Origin of the sequence: Rhodococcus sp. AQ5-07 (assembly GCF_009707305.1) — a bacterium.
Lineage (GTDB): Bacteria > Actinomycetota > Actinomycetes > Mycobacteriales > Mycobacteriaceae > Rhodococcus_F > Rhodococcus_F erythropolis.
In genome coordinates, this window is the sequence record NZ_CP046099.1 from 4635807 (window position 1) to 4655958 (window position 20152).

The 20152-nt window shown below is 62.9% G+C and carries 17 protein-coding genes; 9 read left to right on the forward strand and 8 right to left on the reverse strand.

The window, feature by feature from the left end:
* Positions 1–31: 31 nt before the first annotated feature.
* Positions 32–1510 (reverse strand): amidase, encoded by a 1479-nt coding sequence (locus GJB56_RS21670; RefSeq protein ID WP_020971405.1) that lies wholly within the window; start codon positions 1508–1510, stop codon positions 32–34.
* 137 nt (positions 1511–1647) lie between these two features.
* Positions 1648–2757 carry a ring-opening amidohydrolase gene (locus GJB56_RS21675; protein WP_003946033.1) on the reverse strand — a complete coding sequence of 370 codons (1110 nt, stop codon included), beginning with the start codon at positions 2755–2757 and terminating at the stop codon, positions 1648–1650.
* 223 nt (positions 2758–2980) lie between these two features.
* Between GJB56_RS21675 and upp the strand changes: the two genes are divergently transcribed.
* The 4 genes from upp to GJB56_RS21695 all read left to right on the forward strand — a co-directional run bounded on the left by upp (position 2981) and on the right by GJB56_RS21695 (position 8418).
* Entirely contained in the window at positions 2981–3604 is a 624-nt protein-coding gene (gene upp / locus GJB56_RS21680) for a uracil phosphoribosyltransferase (RefSeq protein ID WP_019746096.1), read from the forward strand.
* A 92-nt stretch (positions 3605–3696) separates the two neighbouring features.
* Positions 3697–5394 (forward strand): PucR family transcriptional regulator, encoded by a 1698-nt coding sequence (locus GJB56_RS21685; protein ID WP_003946020.1) that lies wholly within the window; start codon positions 3697–3699, stop codon positions 5392–5394.
* A gap of 289 nt (positions 5395–5683) precedes the next feature.
* Positions 5684–6910, forward strand: a complete 1227-nt coding sequence (locus GJB56_RS21690; RefSeq protein WP_019746097.1) for a CaiB/BaiF CoA transferase family protein — start codon at positions 5684–5686, stop codon at positions 6908–6910.
* Positions 6907–8418 (forward strand): carboxyl transferase domain-containing protein, encoded by a 1512-nt coding sequence (locus tag GJB56_RS21695; protein ID WP_020909751.1) that lies wholly within the window; start codon positions 6907–6909, stop codon positions 8416–8418. Before GJB56_RS21690 ends, GJB56_RS21695 begins: the two co-directional genes overlap by 4 nt.
* Positions 8419–8521: 103 nt before the next feature.
* On the opposite strand, the gene GJB56_RS21700 is transcribed toward GJB56_RS21695, so the two are convergent.
* From GJB56_RS21700 to GJB56_RS21710, 3 genes are all read right to left on the reverse strand, one after another.
* Positions 8522–9955 carry a uracil-xanthine permease family protein gene (locus GJB56_RS21700; protein ID WP_020971407.1) on the reverse strand — a complete coding sequence of 478 codons (1434 nt, stop codon included), beginning with the start codon at positions 9953–9955 and terminating at the stop codon, positions 8522–8524.
* A 148-nt stretch (positions 9956–10103) separates the two neighbouring features.
* Positions 10104–11747: a PucR family transcriptional regulator gene (locus GJB56_RS21705; RefSeq protein ID WP_019746100.1), complete on the reverse strand. Its 1644-nt coding sequence runs from the start codon at positions 11745–11747 to the stop codon at positions 10104–10106.
* 102 nt (positions 11748–11849) lie between these two features.
* Positions 11850–12965 carry an XdhC family protein gene (locus GJB56_RS21710; RefSeq protein ID WP_113682904.1) on the reverse strand — a complete coding sequence of 372 codons (1116 nt, stop codon included), beginning with the start codon at positions 12963–12965 and terminating at the stop codon, positions 11850–11852.
* Between the two features lie 282 nt (positions 12966–13247).
* On the opposite strand from GJB56_RS21710, the gene GJB56_RS21715 reads away from it, so the two are divergent.
* Genes GJB56_RS21715 through GJB56_RS21725 form a run of 3 tightly spaced genes read left to right on the forward strand, consistent with a single transcriptional unit; the run spans position 13248 to position 15794 of the window.
* Complete coding sequence (locus tag GJB56_RS21715; RefSeq protein ID WP_020971408.1) at positions 13248–14435, forward strand: CaiB/BaiF CoA transferase family protein; 1188 nt, start codon at positions 13248–13250, stop codon at positions 14433–14435.
* A 43-nt stretch (positions 14436–14478) separates the two neighbouring features.
* Entirely contained in the window at positions 14479–15138 is a 660-nt protein-coding gene (locus GJB56_RS21720; RefSeq protein WP_021346115.1) for a TetR/AcrR family transcriptional regulator, read from the forward strand.
* Positions 15135–15794: an enoyl-CoA hydratase-related protein gene (locus GJB56_RS21725; RefSeq protein WP_020909755.1), complete on the forward strand. Its 660-nt coding sequence runs from the start codon at positions 15135–15137 to the stop codon at positions 15792–15794. Before GJB56_RS21720 ends, GJB56_RS21725 begins: the two co-directional genes overlap by 4 nt.
* Here GJB56_RS21725 and GJB56_RS21730 read toward each other — a convergent pair.
* Positions 15762–16307 carry a hypothetical protein gene (locus tag GJB56_RS21730; protein WP_230091044.1) on the reverse strand — a complete coding sequence of 182 codons (546 nt, stop codon included), beginning with the start codon at positions 16305–16307 and terminating at the stop codon, positions 15762–15764. The genes GJB56_RS21725 and GJB56_RS21730 overlap by 33 nt on opposite strands.
* 97 nt (positions 16308–16404) lie before the next feature.
* Between GJB56_RS21730 and GJB56_RS21735 the strand changes: the two genes are divergently transcribed.
* On the forward strand, positions 16405–17136 hold the full coding sequence (locus GJB56_RS21735) for a hypothetical protein (RefSeq protein ID WP_020909757.1): 732 nt from the start codon (positions 16405–16407) through the stop codon (positions 17134–17136).
* Here the strand turns inward: GJB56_RS21735 and GJB56_RS21740 are convergent.
* The gene (locus GJB56_RS21740; protein WP_113682845.1) at positions 17128–18519 is read right to left on the reverse strand and encodes an amidase; all 1392 of its coding nucleotides are present in this window, start codon (positions 18517–18519) and stop codon (positions 17128–17130) included. The two genes, GJB56_RS21735 and GJB56_RS21740, sit on opposite strands and share 9 nt — an antisense overlap.
* Before the next feature lie 150 nt (positions 18520–18669).
* Positions 18670–18981, reverse strand: a complete 312-nt coding sequence (locus GJB56_RS21745) for an ArsR/SmtB family transcription factor (protein WP_007735219.1) — start codon at positions 18979–18981, stop codon at positions 18670–18672.
* 91 nt (positions 18982–19072) lie between these two features.
* Here GJB56_RS21745 and GJB56_RS21750 point away from each other — a divergent pair, with 91 nt between their 5' ends.
* Complete coding sequence (locus GJB56_RS21750; protein ID WP_113682846.1) at positions 19073–20131, forward strand: SDR family oxidoreductase; 1059 nt, start codon at positions 19073–19075, stop codon at positions 20129–20131.
* The last annotated feature ends 21 nt before the right edge of the window (positions 20132–20152 follow it).

Consider the following 20152-nt stretch of genomic DNA (forward strand, 5'->3'; position numbering starts at 1 on the left):
TCCCAACTGGATACGTTCGAAATAGATTAGGTCAGTTCACGCGGAGTGCGGGAGGAAGAACCCGCTCGACCCACTGGGTTGCCTGCTCGAATGCGTAGGCGAGTTGGAGTACGTCCACGTCGGCTCCGTGCCGGCCGATGATCTGGATACCCATGGGAAGCGAACGATCGTCGAAGCCGACCGGCATCCCCGCAACCGGAACCCCGGCCATCGTCCAGGGAACAACCGTCTCCATCCACCGGTGATACGTGTCCATCGACCGCCCGTCGACGGTCTCGGGCCAGTGAGTGTTCTTGTCGAAAGGAAACACCTGAGCACTCGGCGCGAGAATGTAGTCGTAGGTTTCGAACATCTTGGTAATGGCCGACAGCCAGCCGTTGCGGGCCTCCGCAGCCTTGGTCACGTCGAGTGCCGAGAGGGTGACCGCATGCCCGAGTTCCCACAACAGTTCGGGCTTCATCAACTCACGCAAACTCGGATCGTTGTACTGATCGATCAAACCGAGCTGCGCCCACCAACGCCATCGCAGGAACAGTTGCCAGATGTCCTCGGGTTTGAAGTCGGGAAGCGCAGCCTCGACGCGGCACCCCAACTGTTCGAAGACCTCGAACGAGGATTCGCACAACTCGAGAACTCCAGGTTCGGTTGCCAGGTAGCCGTTCCAGTCACCGACCCATGCGATCCGAGAGCCCTTCAGATCCCGTGCGAGGCTTTCGGTGAACACAGCGGGATTCTCACGAATCCCCAACGGTGCATAGGCATCCGGTCCCGCCATCGTGGAGAGCAGGTGAGCCACGTCGGTGACGGTTCGGCCCATCGGACCCACAACAGCGCCCTGAGCGATGAATCCCGTCTCCGGTATCCGACCCCAGGAAGGTCGAAACCCAACAACGTTGTTGAACGCCGACGGGTTTCGGAGCGAACCCATGTAATCGCTTCCATCAGCCACCGGCAGCATGCGAAGCGCCAACGACGCTGCTGCGCCTCCGCTGCTACCGCCGGCAGTGCGCGAATTGTCGTACGGCGACACCGTCGTACCCCACACCGGGTTGTACGTCTGCGATCCGAGCCCGAACTCCGGTGTGTTCGTCTTGCCGATCACGATGGCACCGGCAGACTTGATCCGCTTGACGAACAGGTCGTCCTCTTCGGCGATTCGATCCGCGAACATCGGCGACCCGGACGTGAACGGCAGACCCTTGGCTGCCGAAAGATCCTTCACCGCATGCGGAAACCCGTGCATCCAACCGAGATACTGCCCACTCGCCAACTGCGAATCACGCTCGCGCGCCTCCGCCGTCAACGCTTCCCGATCCCGCAATGCGACGATCGCGTTCACCGCCGGGTTATGAACTTCGATCTGGTCGAGGTAGCTGTCCATCACCTCGACACACGACACTTCACGCCTGCGTATCAGACCACTGAGCGTGACCGCATCGGCCATGACGAGCTCGCGATTCTCGGGCGCACCGGAAACGCTCTCGTCGACAGGGTCAGCAGCATGAACCATCGTGAATCCTTTCAAGCAGTGAAGTGGGTTGCGCCGGCAGAATCTCGGTCGGATTCGCCGCCACCGGCAACTGATTCGAGGACGAATTACCGGTGGCGGCGCGCGACTGTCGAAGTTTCCAGCGAGGTTCTTACCGGCTACTGACCGAGATCGACGATGGCGGCGACAGGGCCGCCGCCCTCGGGGCCCTGATGCGCTGCCGAGACCGAGACGAACACTGCCGGATCACCGGTGACAGCTGCCGTGACTCCACCTACGCACGACTTGATCTGGCGGTGCCAGTGCACGTCGGAGTCGTCGAGCATCGCATTACGACGGCCGCGGACCGTTCCGTCCTGGCTGGCCTCGCACTTCAAGAACACGTTGACGAGTTGACCGTCCAGGTCGCTCGAGTGCGGCCGCTCCGGAAGTTCGAGTCCGGCGTCACGGATCGCCGCCCAGATGCCGTCCTGGTCGAGCGGATCCTTCATCACGCTGTGGCCGATCCGGTAGCGTCCGCCGACGCCACGTGCGTTACCGACGACAACGATCTGAGCACGGTCCAACTCGACGCCGGACGAGCAGGATGCAACAGAGGAGAAGAGCTCGCGGCTGTGCATGACATCCTCGTCGGTCGGCATGTCGATTTCGCCGAGTGCAACCGCGATTCCGAGCGCCGTACCGCCGTTGGACAGGTCCATCGACTCATGAGTCTGTTCGGTCCACACGGTCTTGCCGCGACTCTTGGCGTCACGGATGGTGTGGATTGTCAGCAACGGAGTCTTGGTCTGTACGTAGTGCACGTCGGCGGGATCGGTGATTCCGGCATCGGCCATCGCATCTTTCACTGCCGCAGCTACTTTGGTGATCATTGCGGTACGACCGATGTCCTCGGGCAGCAGCTGCTCACTCATGGCGACACCCACGGTCAGTCGCGGCTCGTCGGTCTTGGTGACCTTGTCTGCCGGTACCGTCGCGAAGATCGTCGCGTGCGGGCTGATCACACCGTCCGTGCCGCCTGACCAGACGATCGGCACCTCCGCCACCTCTTCGGGGCTGCGATTACCCTTGGCGGAGAGAACCTCTCGAAACGCTCGGTCCGCGATGATTCGCGTGTAGTCGTTGACGCCGCCGTTACCCTCGGTTTTGCCGATGACTGCAATGACGCGGTCGGCCTCGAGGACACCGTCGTCGATCAGCTTGGCGAGCTCACTGGCGTCGGAGACGCTGTGTAGCGGAACCTTACGGACCTCGATTGCTTCGGGCATTGGCATCTCCTTGTATAGGGAATCGTGGAGGCAAAATTGGGCCTTGACAGCTCCTGGCGCCCAGCCCAGCCGAGCGGTTCGGAACTGCCATGCCGACCACGCTATGACGACTCGAACCCTTCGGCATCGTCAATAGTTGCCCAAACGAAAACCGCGATTGGTTATTTCGACTCCAATTCACCGGTTGTGCGCCGCCCCATCGGTTCTCACTTACGATTCGACCATGGACACCACTGTTGTCGACCATCCGCTGGCGGCATCGCTGCTCACGACCATGCGCGACGCTCGCAGCGACAACGCAACTTTCCGGTCCGCCTTGCGCAGACTGACCCATATGTTGGTCTACGAGGCCATGCGCGGCGCAGAAGTGGAACAGTTCGACATCGAGACGCCAGTTGCTCCGACGCTGGGAGTGCGGCTGGCAAATCCACCGCTCCTGGTACCGGTCTTGCGAGCAGGCCTCGGCATGGTCGAGCAGGCGAGTGCCCTTATTCCGCAGGCAGGTGTCGGTTTCGTGGGAATGGCACGAGACGAGAAGACACACCAACCGGTTCCGTATCTGGAGTCCCTTCCCGCTGATCTGTCGGGCACCCCCGTCTACGTCCTCGATCCGATGTTGGCGACCGGTGGATCCATCATCCGCACAATCGATCTGCTCATTGCACGCGGAGCCACCGATGTGACTGCAATATGTGTCGTCGTGGCTCCGGAGGGGATCGAAGCACTGAGGAACTCCGGACATCCAGTCAGGCTCCTCACTGCGAGCATCGACGACGGCCTGAACGAAAATGCTTTCCTGGTACCTGGACTCGGAGACGCGGGCGATCGCCAATTCGGACCACGGTAGTTGGCAGACATACGGAGAACCACTCATTTCGAGAGGCTATTTTCGTCAACTGTTGACAATGTTCGTCGCGTGATCGAGCGTAGTCTCGCGACATGGATAGATCTGCCAAATATTCGAGCGAAGAGCTTCAACATTTGCCAGAAGGTGGCGACTACAGACTGACGGTTCGGGATGTCCTCGAGCTGCCCAGTCTGCGTGGAGCCGAAGTCCTTGCCGGGCACGGGGGCTTGCGCCACCTCGTTCAATCGGTGAACGTGATGGAAGTACCGGACATCCTCGCTTGGGTGAAGCCGAACGAACTGTTGGTGACAACCGGGTTCCCGCTGCGTTACGGGCGAACCGGAGAGCTTCTCGACGATACAGATCTCAGCGACCTCGTCGACGGTCTCGCACGCCGAGGAGTCGCGGCACTTGCCGTTAAAACGGGCCGCTATCTCGACGAACTGCCGGAAGCCATGCTGCACATGGCAGAGCAGCGAGGGCTGCCGTTGTTGGTTCTTCCCGTCACCGCAGGATTCGACGAGGTGATCTCGGAGGTCTTCACCAAGTTGGTGGCGAAGCAGTCTGCGGCACTCGACATTGCCGATCGTCTTCACCGCTCGTTGACGTCGATCGTCTTGGAAGGTGGCGATCTACCCCAGATTGCCGCGGAATTCGCCGCGCTTTTCGACGTCAGCGTTCTCATCTGCTCGCCGGACGGAAGAGTGTTGACGGAGGCCGGAGATTCAGCCGCGCTGAACGCGCTTCCGTTGTTCGAAAGCACCGGTCGGTTCCTGACCGAACGGGTCGCTGTCGGTTTACAGAACGCGCCCAAAGGATTTCCTGGTCAGTTGGCGCTCACCCGGGTGGTGGCCGGCGGCACCGACCACGGCCGAATGGTCGCGTACGCCGGCACCCACGAACTCGGCGCAGTTGTCGTCCAAGCGCTGGAGCGAGCGGCCACCGTTGCTGCGCTGGCCGTCACCAAGCAGCTGGCAGTTGCGGCAGTGGAATCCAAATTCCGCGGCGACTTCCTCCGCGACGCACTGATAGGTGAAGCCGGCTCGCCGGCGGAAGTGAGCGCGCACTTCACCCAGTTGGGGTGGGATGTCACTCGTCCACTTGCCGTAGTGGTTGCAGAACTCGACGTCGATCACCCGGAATCCCAGCACGCGAATTCCACGCGCACGGACCAAGATCGACTCAGCGACGGCTGGCAACAAGTGGTACGCACCCACGAGCGGACGGCACCCTCCGTCGGGTTTCGACACGAGGTGGTCACGCTTTTCCCCACCAGCACCGACCGTGCGGTTCGGGACATCGAAGGGTTGGTGCGCAAGGTTGCCGGAGATCGCACCAGCGGCCGCCGCTCCTTCAGCACGGGAGTGAGCCGGGTGATCTACTCCCTGGCCGATCTACCTGCTGCCTACGACCAGGCCTGTACGGCCGTGGTCGTCGGCCGACGTATCAACGGGCCGGGCCAGATCGCGCACTTCGACGAACTCGGCGTACACCGACTCCTTTCGCTCCAGACGGACAAGAGCGAACTGCGTTCGTTCACCGATGACGTTCTGAAGTCACTGTCGGCGGACAACGCCGAAGCCGCAGATTTGCGTCTGACACTCCAGACGTTGCTCGACTGCAATTGCAATGTCGCCGAGGCGTCCCGGGCACTGCATATGCACTACAACACTTTGCGATACAGAATCGGAAAGCTGGAGAGCGTCGTCGGATCGTTCACCGACGACCCCGTCCTTCGATTGAACGTCTCACTCGCCCTGCAGGTCATGAAGATGCACGAAATGTCATGAAGATGCACCAAATAGGCTGACAGAGCGCCCCAATTACGGTTCGATACAACCGCAATCCAGCCGTGCGTTAAGCGTTCGTCACTTCTTACCCACCACTGATACCCGTCATCGGCAAGGTTACCCATGTGCCGTTGACCGGTGCGCGCTTACGGTTCGAAAGACGGGCCGCACATACCTCCTTCAGTGGCCCTGGCCGATTTCTCGGTCCAGCGGACCGGAGTCGACCGAACTACGGAGGCCTCAACCACCAACTGGCTCAGCCAATTACACCAGAACACGGCGGTGCGACATGAACTCGACTTCGAAGCCTCACAACACAAGTGCTCGTAGTGGTCCGCTACACGACGTGATTGTCGTCGACCTCACGCGCGCACTCGCGGGTCCTCACGCGGCAATGATGCTCGGCGATCTGGGTGCAGACGTGATCAAGGTCGAATCACCTCACGGTGGCGACGACACCCGTGGGTGGGGGCCGCCTTTTGTCGAGCCACCGCTGGAACCACCGAACACGCAACGGGAATCGACGTACTTCCTCTCCACGAACCGGAACAAGAAGTCGATCACGCTCGACCTCAAATCCGACAGCGGGCGCGCAACCCTCGAAGATCTTGTCTGCCGCGCCGACGTTCTCATGGAGAACTTCCGCACCGGAGTTCTCGATCGACTCGGATTCTCCACCGAGCGGCTGGCCGAACTCAATCCTCGACTGATCGTCTTGTCCATCAGCGGTTTCGGCCACGACGGCCCGGAAGGTGGTCGCGCCGGCTACGACCAGATCGCCCAGGGGGAAGCCGGACTCATGTCGCTGACCGGCTCGAATCCGGACGACGTTCAACGAGTCGGAGTTCCGATCGCCGATCTTCTCGCCGGGATGTACGGGGCGTTCGGTGTCGTCGCGGCTTTGAAGGAACGCGAACAGACGGGCAGAGGCCGTGTCGTTCGAACGTCTCTCTTGGCCAGCGTGGTCGGCGTTCACGCGTTTCAAGGAACGAAGTGGACCGTCGCCGGCGAGGTAGGCACAGCGCAAGGCAACCACCATCCCTCCATTGCACCGTACGGACTCTTTCGTACCGGCGATGGCGCAGTGCAGATCTCGGTCGGCAGCGAAAGCCTGTGGAGAAGATTCTGCGAAGGGTTCGAACTCGATCCCGACGCCCCCGGTATGGCAACAAACGCCGAACGCGTCGAGAATCATTTCCAGGTAGTCGAATTGATCGAACGTACCTTCAAACCGTACTCGCGTGACGAGCTTCTGACCGAACTCGACCGTATCGGAATACCGGCAGGACGGGTTCGGACGATCTCCGAAGTGTACGAATGGGAGCAGACCCGATCACAGGGATTGCTCGTCGACGTCGACCACAGCACGCTCGGCAACATCACACTGCCCGGGCCGCCGCTGCGATTCTTCGATCCGGACGGAACCGAAGTGACGGAGACCCGGCACACCGCACCGCCGGTACTCGGTGAAGACACTGACGAAGTCATGTCGTGGCTACAAGGATTCACCCGATGAACCGCCTGACGGCTCGCGACTTGCTCGACCTGGTGATCGATGCCGGCACCTGGGAGTCGTGGGATACCCCTCCGATCCCCGTCGCGACCGACTCCGATTACGCCGAAGCACTTCTGCGGGCGCAGGAGAAGACCGGGCTCGACGAGTCCGTCCTGACCGGAAGCGCCTCCGTCCGAGGCCGCCGTGTGGCAATCATCGTCTGCGAGTTCGGTTTTCTCGGCGGATCGATCGGCGTGGCGGCGGGCGAACGCCTCGTCGTCGCCATCCGTCGAGCGACGCAAGAGCAGCTGCCCCTTCTTGCGCTTCCCACCTCCGGAGGAACGCGTATGCAGGAGGGGACAACGGCATTTCTGCAGATGGTCAAGATCACCGCGGCGCTCATCAAGCACAAAGAAGCGCACCTGCCCTACATCGTCTACCTCCGAAACCCCACCACCGGAGGCGTATTCGCGTCCTGGGGGTCACTCGGTCACGTGACGATCGCGGAGCCAGGAGCCCTCGTGGGATTCCTCGGCCCCCGGGTGTTCGAGGCTTTGTACAACTCACCTTTCCCCGTCGGTGTCCAGACAGCGGAGAACCTTCACGAGCACGGACTCATCGATGCGGTGAGGCCGCCAGACCAGCTCGCCGAAATCGTCGACCGCGCATTGCGCATCATCACCTCGAGACGTCGTGGGTACTCGTTGCCGAGTGACCCGTGCTCGTACGATTGCCCACCCGATACGTCGGCGTGGGAATCCGTCGTCGCATCCCGACGCGAAGACCGACCGGGGATCCGGGAAGTGTTGCTCAATTCCGCCTCGGACATGCTCCCGCTCAACGGAACCGGCCAAGGCGAGAACGATCCCGGCATCATGCTCGCGCTCGTTCGCTTCGGCGACATGCCCTGCGTCCTTCTCGGACAGGACCGACGCGGACAGACTGCTCACTCCCCACTCGGCCCCGGCGCTCTGCGGGAAGCTCGGCGAGGGATGCGGCTTGCCGCAGAGCTCGACCTGCCGTTGGTGACGATCATCGACACGGCAGGCGCGGCACTGTCGAAGGAAGCCGAAGAAGGTGGATTGGCCGGCGAGATCGCTCGGTGCATAGCCGACATGATTTCACTCGAGGTCCCGACCATTTCCCTCCTGCTCGGGCAGGGCACCGGCGGCGGCGCCCTGGCACTGATTCCGGCCGATCGAGTGCTGGCGGCCCGCCACGGTTGGCTCTCGCCCTTACCTCCCGAGGGGGCGAGCGCGATCATGTTCCACGACATCACGCACGCTCCGGAGATGGCGGCCGGTCAAGGGATACGGTCCTTCGATCTGCTCACGGGCGGCATCGTCGATCGGGTCATCCCCGAATTTCCCGATGCCGCGGACGAATCCGCCGCCTTCTGCACTCGCGTCGGAGCGGTACTGCACTACGAGCTGAGCGTGCTCAGTGCTACCGATGCGACTGAACGGCTCATCACCCGCACCGAACGCATCGACCGTATCGGCCTGGTCGAAGCCAGCACTGCCGTCTGATCGATCAGCACACAGCACACAGAACACGCACACACCGCGAAAGGCCGGACATCCTCCAAGGAGGATGTCCGGCCTTCGACAATCGAGCACACTCAGCCAAGTGTCACGTGAGCTGCGGGGCGGGTTCTTCCCGTTCGCCGCCGGGAGCCTTCGAATCCGGCTTGTTCGGTTCCGGATTCTTCGCATTCAGCTCCGGGTTCTTCGAACCGATGAACTGGCACAGGTGGTACATCCCGATCACGACGATGGTGCCGAGCGCGATCCCGCTGAGCGAGAACGTGTCACTGAACTTCAGAGCCGTGTCGCCGATACCGATGATCAGACCGGCCGCGATCGGCATGAGGTTGAGCGGATTCCCGAAGTCGACGCCGTTCTCCTTCCAGATCTTGGCGCCGAGCAGACCGATCATGCCGTAGAGCACCACGGTGATTCCGCCGAGAACACCGCCGGGCGTCGCCGAGATGACGGCACCGAACTTGGGGGAGAAGCCGAGCATCATCGCGACGATGCCCGCGACCGCGTAGGCGGCGGTGGAGTACACACGGGTCGCTGCCATGACACCGATGTTCTCGGCGTACGTCGTGGTGGGCGAACCGCCGACGCTGCTGGCGATGGCGGTGGCGAAACCGTCACCGGCGAGCGCGCGTCCCATGTACGGGTCGAGATCGTCGCCGGTCATCTCTGCGACTGCCTTGACGTGGCCGGCATTCTCCGCGATCAACGCGATTACACCGGGAAGGACCAGGATGATGAACGTCAGGCTGAACGACGGAGCGTGGATGCCGACGATTCCGTTGGCCTCGTCCGAGAACGGGGGCAGGCCGAACCACGACGCCGACTGCACCGAATCCCAGTTGACGCGGAAGTGCTCGGTGATCTGACCGGTGCCTGCGTCGTACGAGGTGATCGTGCCCGAGACCCGGTCGAGGATCCAGGAGAGGACGTAGCCGAAGATCAGCGCGAGGAAGATGGCGATGCGCGCCATGAAGCCACGTAGCGCGATACTCATGACGATCAGGGCCACCATGACGATCAGAGCCACCCACTGGTCCTGCGGCCAGTACAGCCCCGCGACGACGGGTGCCAGGTTGAATCCGATCAGCATCACCACTGCGCCGGTCACCACCGGGGGAAGAACCTTGAATACGACCCGGCCACCGAGGAAGTGGATCGCGATACCGATGGCTGCCAGGACCAGTCCGGACACCAGGATCGCGCCGGTCACCTCTGCGGACGTTCCGCCTTGGGCACGAATGGCGGCGATACCGCCGACAAAGGCCGCCGACGTACCGAGGTAGCTGGGAATGCGTCCCTTGACCACCAGCAGGAAGAAGAGCGTACAAAAGCCCGACATCATCACGGCAAGTTGAGGATTGAGCCCCATGATGATCGGGAAGACGAACGTCGCGCCGAACATCGACACCACGTGCTGGCTGCCCAGCCCGATGGTTCTTCCCCAGCTGAGCCGCTCGCCGGGAGCGACCACTTCACCCGGTCTGATGTTCTTTCCATCTCCGTGCAACGTCCAAATCGGCATGATGGGACCTTTCGTGCAGAGGAAGGTGTCCGAACGCTGAGTGTGCTCCAGCTCACAAAACACCGTGACTGGAGTGAAACGCTATTACAGCGCAGGGGTATCGACGTGATGACAATCTGCCAGAACCCACGGACTCGGATTGGCAATATTAGTGATTGATGCCGCGCATCGCGGTTATCTTCAGTGCTAGAGACAGATCCAGCCGTAGCTCGGGTTGCGCCGTGAAGGGTCCAAGCATTTTCTCCAGCTTAACGACCCTGTAACGCAGTGTGTTGTAATGGAAGTGGAGCTTGCGCGCTGTCTCGGCGATGTTGATGTTGGTCGCGAGCAAGACTTCCAATGTCTTGCGCATGTCCTGCGCTTCGGCAGTTTCCTCCGTCAGTTCCCGCAATGTCTCCCGCGCGAACGTCTCCAGCTCGTTTTCGTCCTCGACCAGACTGAGCAGTCTGTACACACCGAGATCGTCGAACTGAGTCACCGTCCACGGACCGGAGATCCGGCGTCCGACGGTCAGTGCGGTGCGCGCCTGACTGTAGAGCGCGGGGACGGCGTCGATCGCCGCTGTCGGCCGGGACACCCCGACACTGAACGGCCTTCTCCCGCCGCCACCTTCACCGCGAACGACCGTGACGAGGTCCCGCACCAATGCCATCGTGTCGGTGCCGACGCCCATGACGATCACCGTCTCGCCCGTCAGCGCGGTCACCGCCGCACCGGGATCGCGGTGGGCGATCGCCCCGGAGAACGCCATCGCCTGGCGATCGACGACGGGCAGCCGAGCGGGCGCCGCAGAGGCCGGTTCGTCGATCGGGTCCGGCTCGATCGAGACGATCACCAGCGGGCGATCGAAGTCCCAACCGAACGTCTTGGCGTGGGAGACAACGTGATCGTGGTCCCCGGCCCGGCCGAGGAGCAGGTCGTGAACGAAGTTGGCGCGATGGCGTTCTTCCACCGACGCCACGGCCTGCTCACGGGTGATGACCAACGCGCACACCGACGCCGCTCGCTCGACCAGGTACTGGTCGTAACTCGTCATCACGCGCTCACCGGTGAACAACGCGAGACGCCCGTGGTCGATGTGATTGGCGGAAATCGCGGACACCGCGATGAATTGACCGTCGAACTCGTGCAGACCCAACCCGCCCTCGACGGTGTCGGTCCGCAGACGACCGGTGGAATCGACGGCGGGACAGGCAGACAGATGCTTGCGCTCCGCCGCATCCCCGGCGCGGCAGATCTCGCGTCCGTCCGAGGTGGTGATCAGGGCGGCGCCCTTCATCTCCCGTGCGATGACCTCGGTCAATTGTGGGAGGCCGCCGCCGCCCATCACGACGTCGACCAGCAGCCGTCGCAAGCGCTCGGCCCCGAACATGGCGTCGATCTGGGCCGACTCCGTCTGCTCACGGTCTCTCGCCGCAGGGTGATCGCACGCACCGTGAAAAACCAGGAGCGGGAAGCCGGCGCTTTCGGCCGCGTCGACCAGTTCCGGCGCGAGAGTGTCCCCGTCTGCGCCGAATTGGACGGCGAGCGCTGCAACTCCGCGCGTCGACAACCGTCCGACAAATGCTTTGAAGGTTTCGGTGACCCGGGCGAGGGTTTCCGGCGTGGTGATCAGCAACTGTCCGTGTCGCAGCCACGGTCCGATGTCCGGAACCGCCATGAATCCCACCCGGGCTACCGTCGGGTCTTCGGAGCCGCCGGCGACCTTTCGAACACCAGGAAGGAGCGGGGTTCGAAGAAGTTCGGAGAGAACAGCATTCACCTCGGATGCCGGTACGGCCGGGTTTGCCACTTGGCAGGCACCTCGATTTCATTCGGATCACGGAAGATGGTTCACGAAAGAAACGATCCTATCCCCACCGAACACAAGATGTCCGAATTCAGCGCAGTCGACTCAGGCCGTTCGATGCAGGGCGGTCGGATTCTCCTGAGGTGGCGGGTGGATCGGCCCCTGCAGATCCCGCAGTTCCAAACCGGAGGCATTGCGCAGGGTCTTGGTCATCTCGGCGAGGATCGACACTGCAGTCTCCTCCGGCGTCCTGGCGCCGAGATCCAACCCGATCGGTGAGTGCAGACGCCCCAACTCGGCGTCGGTGACGCCTCGCTCCTTCAACAGCGCCACCCGACGCTCATGCGTCGCACGACTACCCATCGCGCCGACGTATGCAGCCGGCGAACGCAGCGCGATCTCGAGCAAGGGGATGTCGAACTTCTCGTCGTGCGTGAGCACGGCCAGGACGGTTTTGTTGTCGATCGGTGCGGTTTCGAGGAACTTGTGTGGCCACATGACGACCAGATCGTGGGCGTCGGGGAAGCGCGCTCGTGTCGCGAAGACCGGCCGTGCGTCCACGACGGTCACTCGGTAACCCGCAAAGGCGCCCAACGTACACATCGAGGCGGCGAAGTCGATGGCTCCGAAGACGTACATCCTCGGTAGCGGCGCGAAGATCTCGACCAGCAAGTCGTGCTGCGAATCGATGAGAGTTCCCGCCGGCGCGACAAAGGCTACGGACTCACCGGTGTCCATAGTGCGCAACAGGATGGAGACCTCGTCCTCCGTGGCGTCCAGATCCCCGCTTCGTCGGCCGTGCTCGACGACGAGGTGCCGCGCCGGCGCTCCCGGACGCACTTCGGTGACCACGACGACGGGCGTATCGGCTTCGATCCGTTCACAGACCTGACCGAACTCGGCGAAATCGGCTCCGACGGCCTGGACAAACACTTCGATGGTTCCGCCGCAGGTCAGCCCTACTCCGATGGCGTCGTCGTCGGAGACACTGAAGACCTCGACGCGATTGGTGCCGTCGGCGAGAACCTCCTGGGCGATCTCGTACAGCGCACTCTCGATGCACCCGCCCGAGACGCTGCCGACCACCTCGCCGGAGCGTGAGACGGCCATAGAAGCACCGGGCATGCGCGGTGAGGATCGCCAGGTACGGACAACCGTCGCCAGTGCAAAATCCTCGCCGCGGGCGTGCCACTGCGCCAGCTGAGTGGAAATGTCGCGCATCGCCTCGCCTCCCGCTTGCATCGCCGTCCGTAGAGAGTTCACGGTATCGGCCCACCGCAATCCTGCCTGTCACACAATGCGCCTAAATCCGGGCCCTGCAGTTGTGCAATGTCGCCGTCGCATCACCGTGCGCTCTCGACCAGTGTTGTCACCGAGCCCAGCCGAAAGCAGGCCTGACCTTCATTCTTCCCCTCTCCGACGATCACTGCAGCGGTAATTCACGCAGATGGTGCGACGGATCGAGTGGGCGACGTTGCACACCACAGAACCGAGGTTTCTCCCATGGACCAATTGCTCAGCGGTATCAAAGTTCTCGACCTCACCCGCGCTCTCGCGGGCCCTCTGTGCACGTCGCTGCTCTCGGACTTCGGCGCCGACGTGGTCAAGGTCGAAACCCGTGGCTCCGGCGACAGTTCGCGTCAGTGGCCGCCGTTCGACGGCGATCGAAGCCTCTACTTCGCTTCCGTGAACCGCGGCAAGAGGTCGATCGCCATCGACATGCGCAGTGACCGCGGACGGAAACTGCTTCGCAGCCTGGCCCTCGACGCGGATGTGCTGGTCGAGAATTTCCGTCCGGGAGTACTGGCCGACATGGGGCTCGATCCCGATTCGCTCGAGCAGGAGAATCCGGGTCTCGTCGTGATGAGCATCAGTGGTTTCGGCCCGGTGGGCCCTGACCAGTTCGCGCCCGGACTCGATCAGGTGGCCCAGGGCATGTCCGGGTTGATGTCGGTCACCGGCGCCGGGGAACAGACCCCGATGCGGGTCGGTATCCCCATCATCGACACGGTCTCGGGCATCTACGCGGCGCTGGGTATCACGGCGGCGCTGGCTTCGCGCGGTCGCGACGGTCGTGGGCACCGCGTGCAGACCTCATTGCTGGAATCCGCGATCTCGATCATGACCTTCCAGGCGCAGGACTACCTGAGCACCGGGCGGGTGTCGACGCCGAACGGCAATACGCACCCGACGATCACGCCGTACGGCGCTTTCGACACTGCCGACTTCCCGATCAACATTGCCACCGGCTCGGACAAGCACTGGATCGCGCTGTGCTCGGTTATCGGCGACCCCGATCTCGCCTTCCGTGCCGAATATGCCACGGGTAAAGAACGTTTGGCGCACCGAGACCAACTGACCAAAGAACTCGAGGACCTACTGACCACGAAGGGCGCCGCACAGTGGATCGCCGAGATCCGCGGTGCCGGAATCCCCTGCGGCCCGATTCATTCGATCGATCAGGTGTTCTCCGACCCGCAGGTCGAGGCATTGCAGATGGTCGAGCAGACCCAGAGCGCCGACGGAACATCGATTCCCGTTGTCCGCGGACCGTTCTGGGTGGACGGCAAGACCCTTCCCGTCAGGAATGCGCCACCCATGACTCTCGGCGGTGACGCCGACGGCGTACTCACCGACTTCGGCCTGCGCCCGGAGGAGATCGAGGATCTTCGCGCAAATTCGGTGATCTGACCGCACACTAGTAACAGAGCAGACGCTCTGTTACTGTGCGTTCATGCCTCGGCCACGCGTCCACGATCTCGACACGCTGCTCGACGCTGCCGAAAAACTTGCCGCCACTGCCGGGCCGAGCGCTGTCACGGTCAGGGCGGTCTCCGACGCCACCGGTGTATCCAACGGGGCGATCTATCACGCATTCGGCTCTCGCAGTGGACTGGTCGGTAGCGCGTGGCTGCGTGCCGCGCAACGATTTCTCGCGCTTCAGCAATCGAGAGTGGACGACGCTCTCGCGGACCCCGCGCCGACCTCCGCGGTTTCCGCCGTCGTCGCAGCCGCCGAAGTTCCGGCCGTCTTCGCGCTCGACTACCCACAATCCGCGTTGCTGCTGCTGACGATTCAGCGCGACGAACTGCTCGGCACCGACGTCCCTGCCGACATCGCCGAGAAACTCACACAACTCGACCGGTCTCTGGTCGACTTGTTCATCCGGTTGTCGACCGCGCTCTGGGGCCGCAAGGACGGCCGAGCCGTCGAAGCAATCGAAGCCTGTGTTGTCGGCCTGCCTACCGGGCTGCTCATTCATCCCGCCAAACGCGCCGACGGTTGGCGAGTCCCCGACGCCGCAGCACGCGCGCGGTTGGATGCCGCCGTTCGAGCGGTTCTGCATCTCGACCCACCACTGCCCAAGCCCCGCAACAGGAAAGGTCAATCATGACCGCAACTCTGCGCTTCGAAGACAAGATCGCCGTTCTCGATCTCGGCGAGGACGAGAATCGATTCTCGCCGGATTGGCTCGATTCCGTCGACCAGCTACTCGACCAGGCTCTGAGCGAAGGCGCACACGCCCTGGTCACCACGGCGACGGGCAAGTTCTACTCCAACGGACTCGACCTCGACTGGCTGGGCGCGAACGGCGACAAGGCGAAGTGGTATGTGCAACAGGTGCAGTCGCTGTTCGCCCGGATGCTGACGTTCCCCATGCCCACCGTCGCGGCGATCAACGGCCACGCCTTCGGAGCGGGCGCCATGCTCGGCATCGCGCACGATTACCGCGTCATGCGCGATGATCGCGGCTACTACTGCTTCCCGGAGGTGGACATCAACATCCCCTTCACCGAAGGAATGGCAGCTCTCATCCAGGCCAAGCTCAGCCCGGCGTCGGCAATCGTCGCCATGACCACGGGGCGGCGATACGGCGGAAGTGACGCATTCGCAGCCGGTTTGGTGGACTTCACCGCATCCGTCGATGCTTTGACCGCGAAGGCCATCGAAATGGTTGCGCCGATCGGCCCGAAGAATGCGGGCACACTTGGGGCAATCAAATCGACGATGTTCGCTTCAGTGGTCACCGCTCTGAACACCGACGGCTAAGAGCGCTGGACTGCGTTCTCGCAGAGCCGCTTCCAGATCATCGGCAACACTTTCGGGATCGCGGCCTTCTGTGCTCAGAACCACGTCGACCCCACTGAGCGTCGGCATCGAACCGGCCAGCAGTTGTGACGCTTCCACCAGATCGTCCAGCCCGGCCCAGCCGGCCGGTTCACGTTCGACGATTCTGGCGAGCAACGTATCCGGATCGGCCTCGAGGCGCGCCAGCAGGTACCCCTCGGCGCCGGTCGCGGCCAGCAAGGCATGCCCGTAGTCGTCGTCTTCGACGGTCGCCGTGAGGAACAGGAGTTCGTACCCCGCTTCCCGGTACGACGCGCACAACATCCCGACGTGTGCGATTGCCCGCTCGGTTCCCAGCGGCGGGTAGCACCGCTCGAGTTCGTCCACCTCGATCATCGCGTTGCTCACCCCGGCCTCGCCGAGTCGATCGTGAAGCGCGGTCAGCACGGAACTCTTCCCCGCGCCCGGCGGGCCTGTCAGCAGTAGTACGAACACGTCCTCCACTATTCCAGAGCCTTGTGCAGGCGCGGGGCGGCGAGAAGGCTGGAGAAGACAGATTGACGTGCACAACAGCCCTGATCGGAGCACAGCGATGACCACCACGATCACCGAAATCGCGCCGGACATCTACCGACTGTCGACCTTCGTGGACGAAGCGAACCTCACGATGAACCAGTTTCTCGTCGACGGCGAGGAACCGTTGCTCTTCCACACCGGGCAGCGAGCGTTGTTCACCTCAGCTTCCGACGCACTCTCCACGCTGATCGACATCGACCGTCTGAAATGGATCACGTTCGGTCACGTCGAGGCCGACGAGTGCGGGTCCATGAACTCCTGGCTTGCGGCGGCCCCCGAAGCACAAGTGGCGCACGGCGCGATGGGGTGCTTCGTTCAGGTCAACGATCTGGCCGATCGGGCGCCACTTCCCTTGCAGGACGGCGACGTCCTCGAAACCGGCAGGCGCCGCGTTCGGCACATCGACACCCCGCACGTCCCGCACGGTTGGGACGCGGGCCTGATGTTCGAGGAGACGACGTCCACACTGTTCTGCGGAGACCTCTTCACAGCGTTCGGGCACCACCCCGCGACCACCGAGCACGAAATCGTCGGTCCCGCTTTGGAAGCCGAGGACTTGGGCCACGCCACCTGCCTCACCCCGGATCTCGAACCCACGATCCGCGCCCTGGCCGACCTCGAGCCGCGGATTCTGGCTACCATGCATGCACCGACGTACTACGGCGACTGCGTCACCACGCTTCACGACCTGGCCGACTCGTACGCAACACGTTTCGCAGCCGAAACCGAAAGATGGAAGTCAGACTAGAGCTTGCGCATTCGACGTGATTCGCGCCGCCACGGACAGCGCAACATGCTCGTGGAACGGTCGCGCCACCACCTGCACTCCGATCGGTAAACCGTCGCGGGAGAGTCCTACCGGAACCACGACCGACGGAAGGCCGAGCACACTGATCGCCCGGCAACTCGCGAGCGCGTCCATCCACGTGAGTTTGCGACCGCCCACCTCGAAGCTCTCCACACCGAGCGGCGGAGCGAGCACCGACGCAACCGGCAGAATCAGGACGTCGCCCACCTCGCCGAGGAAGTCGGTGATCAACACCGCGCGATCCGCCCACAGCGCTTCCACCTCGGCGGAACTCCGATCATGGCCTGCCGCAAGCATGGCGGTGATGTCCGCGTCGAAAGAGTGCGCTGAACCCGCGGCAAGAGAGTGGATGTCCGCATGGGTCTCGACCGATCGCAACGCGCCGAAAAGCGCGTTGGCCCGCGGCAGAGCCAGACCGTCGTACTCGCTCGCGTCCAGGCTGTTCGCCACCGAGCGAACCGCCGACAGGATTTTTTCGTCGACAGGCATGGTCCCTTCGCCGGGTGCCCAGCGGATGTCGAGGTGTTCGACGTCGACCGAGTCCGGCTCGGTCCACGCGAGATACGGCTTCGACAGGACGCGCAGCGCAAGCGTCGCATCACCGAGGTTGCGGGCCAGTGGGCCGATGGTCTGGATCGTGCCGTGCATCGTCGCCGGATTGGCGAGTACCCGTCCATCCGAAAGCACGCCGGGGTATTGCCCTTCCGGGTCGACACGGCCGAGCGTCGGGCGAACCGAAGTGAGGCCGGTGCAGTGGGCGGGCCAACGCACCGAGCCACCAAAATCCGTACCGAGTCCGAGCACGCTCATTCCGGCAGCAACCGACGCGGACTCGCCGCCACTCGATCCGCCGGGGGACCGGACGACGCCGTCCGGTCGCACCGGGCTGGCCGTGGTTCCGAACAGTTCGTTGCGCGTCAGGCCGCACGCGCCGAATTCCGGCGTGTTGGTCTTGCCGATCAGGATTGCGCCGGCAGCCTTGAACGCGGCGACGGCCGGGGCGTCGACGGCCGGGACGTTGTCCGCCAGAGTGCGAGAACCGGCGGTGGTACGCACGCCGGCTGTGGCGATCAGGTCCTTGACCGTGAACGGAACCCCGGCAAGTGGGCCGAGTGTCTCGCCGTGAAGGCGTCGTTCGTCCAGGCTGTCTGCGGCCGCACGCGCGTCCTCGGCGCACACGGTGACCAGTGCGTTGAGTTCGCCGTTGCATTCGTCGACCCGTGCGAGATGTTCTTCGACGACGGTCCGCGCCGACGCCTGACCCGACCGCACGGCCTCGGCGATGGATCGGGCATCACGGCCCACCCAGCTCTCACGACTCATCGCACGCCTCTCCTCACCGGACTCCTCTGCCGAGCGTAAGGACAGTAAGCAACCCGAGAAACGACCACAATGCACATACCGACGGCTCCGGCGATGTGAGGTTTTGCCACAACGTCCGCGGTTCCGGAGGGATCGGTCAGGTGCTGGTACCTACAAGCCCTGCCTGATGAATGCAGCAAGCTTCTCGATCTGTTGCTCGTTTCGTTTGTAATGCCTCCACTGGCCGATTCGTGTGGTGGTGACCAGATCCGCGGCCTGGAGTGCGGCCATGTACTGAGACGCAGTCGATTGCGACACCTTCGCCCTCGCTTGTATGTGCTTGAGGCACACTCCGACCTCCTCGGCAGGCTCGAGCTGAGGGGGAAAGCTCCCGGGGTCTTTCAACCACTGCAGGATTTGTACACGCATCGGGTTGGCCAGCGCCTTGAACGCCGTTTCCCACTCGGTTGTTGCGTCTTCCATGCTCGAGATCATACCGCTAGATCGCGAAATGCCGATATATATGGTTCACTCCCTATATCGCAACATCGCGATATTCCAATGGGAGGCTGAAATGGTGCATCACAATAAAGTCGCACTCGTGGTCGGAGCCCGAGGTGTGATCGGTGGGAACTTGATCGATCACCTCGAATCAACCGGCGAATGGAAGATCATCGGACTCTCGCGCCGAGGCGGCACGAACACCGACCGGGTCGAACACATCGCAGTCGACCTGCTCGATCCTTCCCGGACTGCAGCGGCACTGAGCGGACTGGACGACGTCACCCACGTCTTCTACGCCGCCTATCAAGACCGCCCGACATGGGCCGAGCTGGTTCCGCCCAACTTGGCGATGCTGGTCAACACTCTCGACGCCATCGAACCCGTTGCCGGCGGACTCGAGCACGTCAGCCTGATGCAGGGCTACAAGGTTTACGGGGCACATCTCGGACCGTTCAAAACTCCGGCCCGCGAGAGCGATCCACCGCACATGCCACCCGAGTTCAACGTCGACCAACAGCAGTTCCTCGAACGCAGGCAGCTCGGCAAGTCGTGGACGTGGTCGGCGATCAGACCCTCGGTCGTCTCCGGATTCGCGTTGGGCAACCCGATGAACCTCGCGATGGTCATCGCCGTCTACGCGACCATCTCGAAGAAACTGGGTGCCCCACTCCGGTTTCCCGGCAAACCCGGCGCGTACACCAGCTTGATCGAGATGACCGACGCCGGACTCCTGGCCGAGGCAACGGTCTGGGCCGCGACCAATCCCGAGTGCGCAAATCAGGCGTTCAACATCAACAACGGCGACCTGTTTCGCTGGCAGGAGATGTGGCCGAAGATCGCAGCCTTCTTCGACATGGACGTCGCACCTCCGCTCCCGATGTCCCTCGATGTCGCAATGGCGGACAAGGAGTCGGTGTGGGATGAACTCGTCGAGGAACACCAACTTGCTCGGACCCCGTATTCCGATGTCTCGTCCTGGGGGTTCGGTGACTTCGTATTCGGATGGGACTACGACTTTTTCGCTGACGGATCGAAAGCTCGGCGGTTCGGATTTCACCGCCACGTCGACACCGAAGCGATGTTCCTCGACATCTTCGCCAATCTGCAGGCTCGGAAGATAATTCCCTGACTGGAAACACGGTCGCTTCGG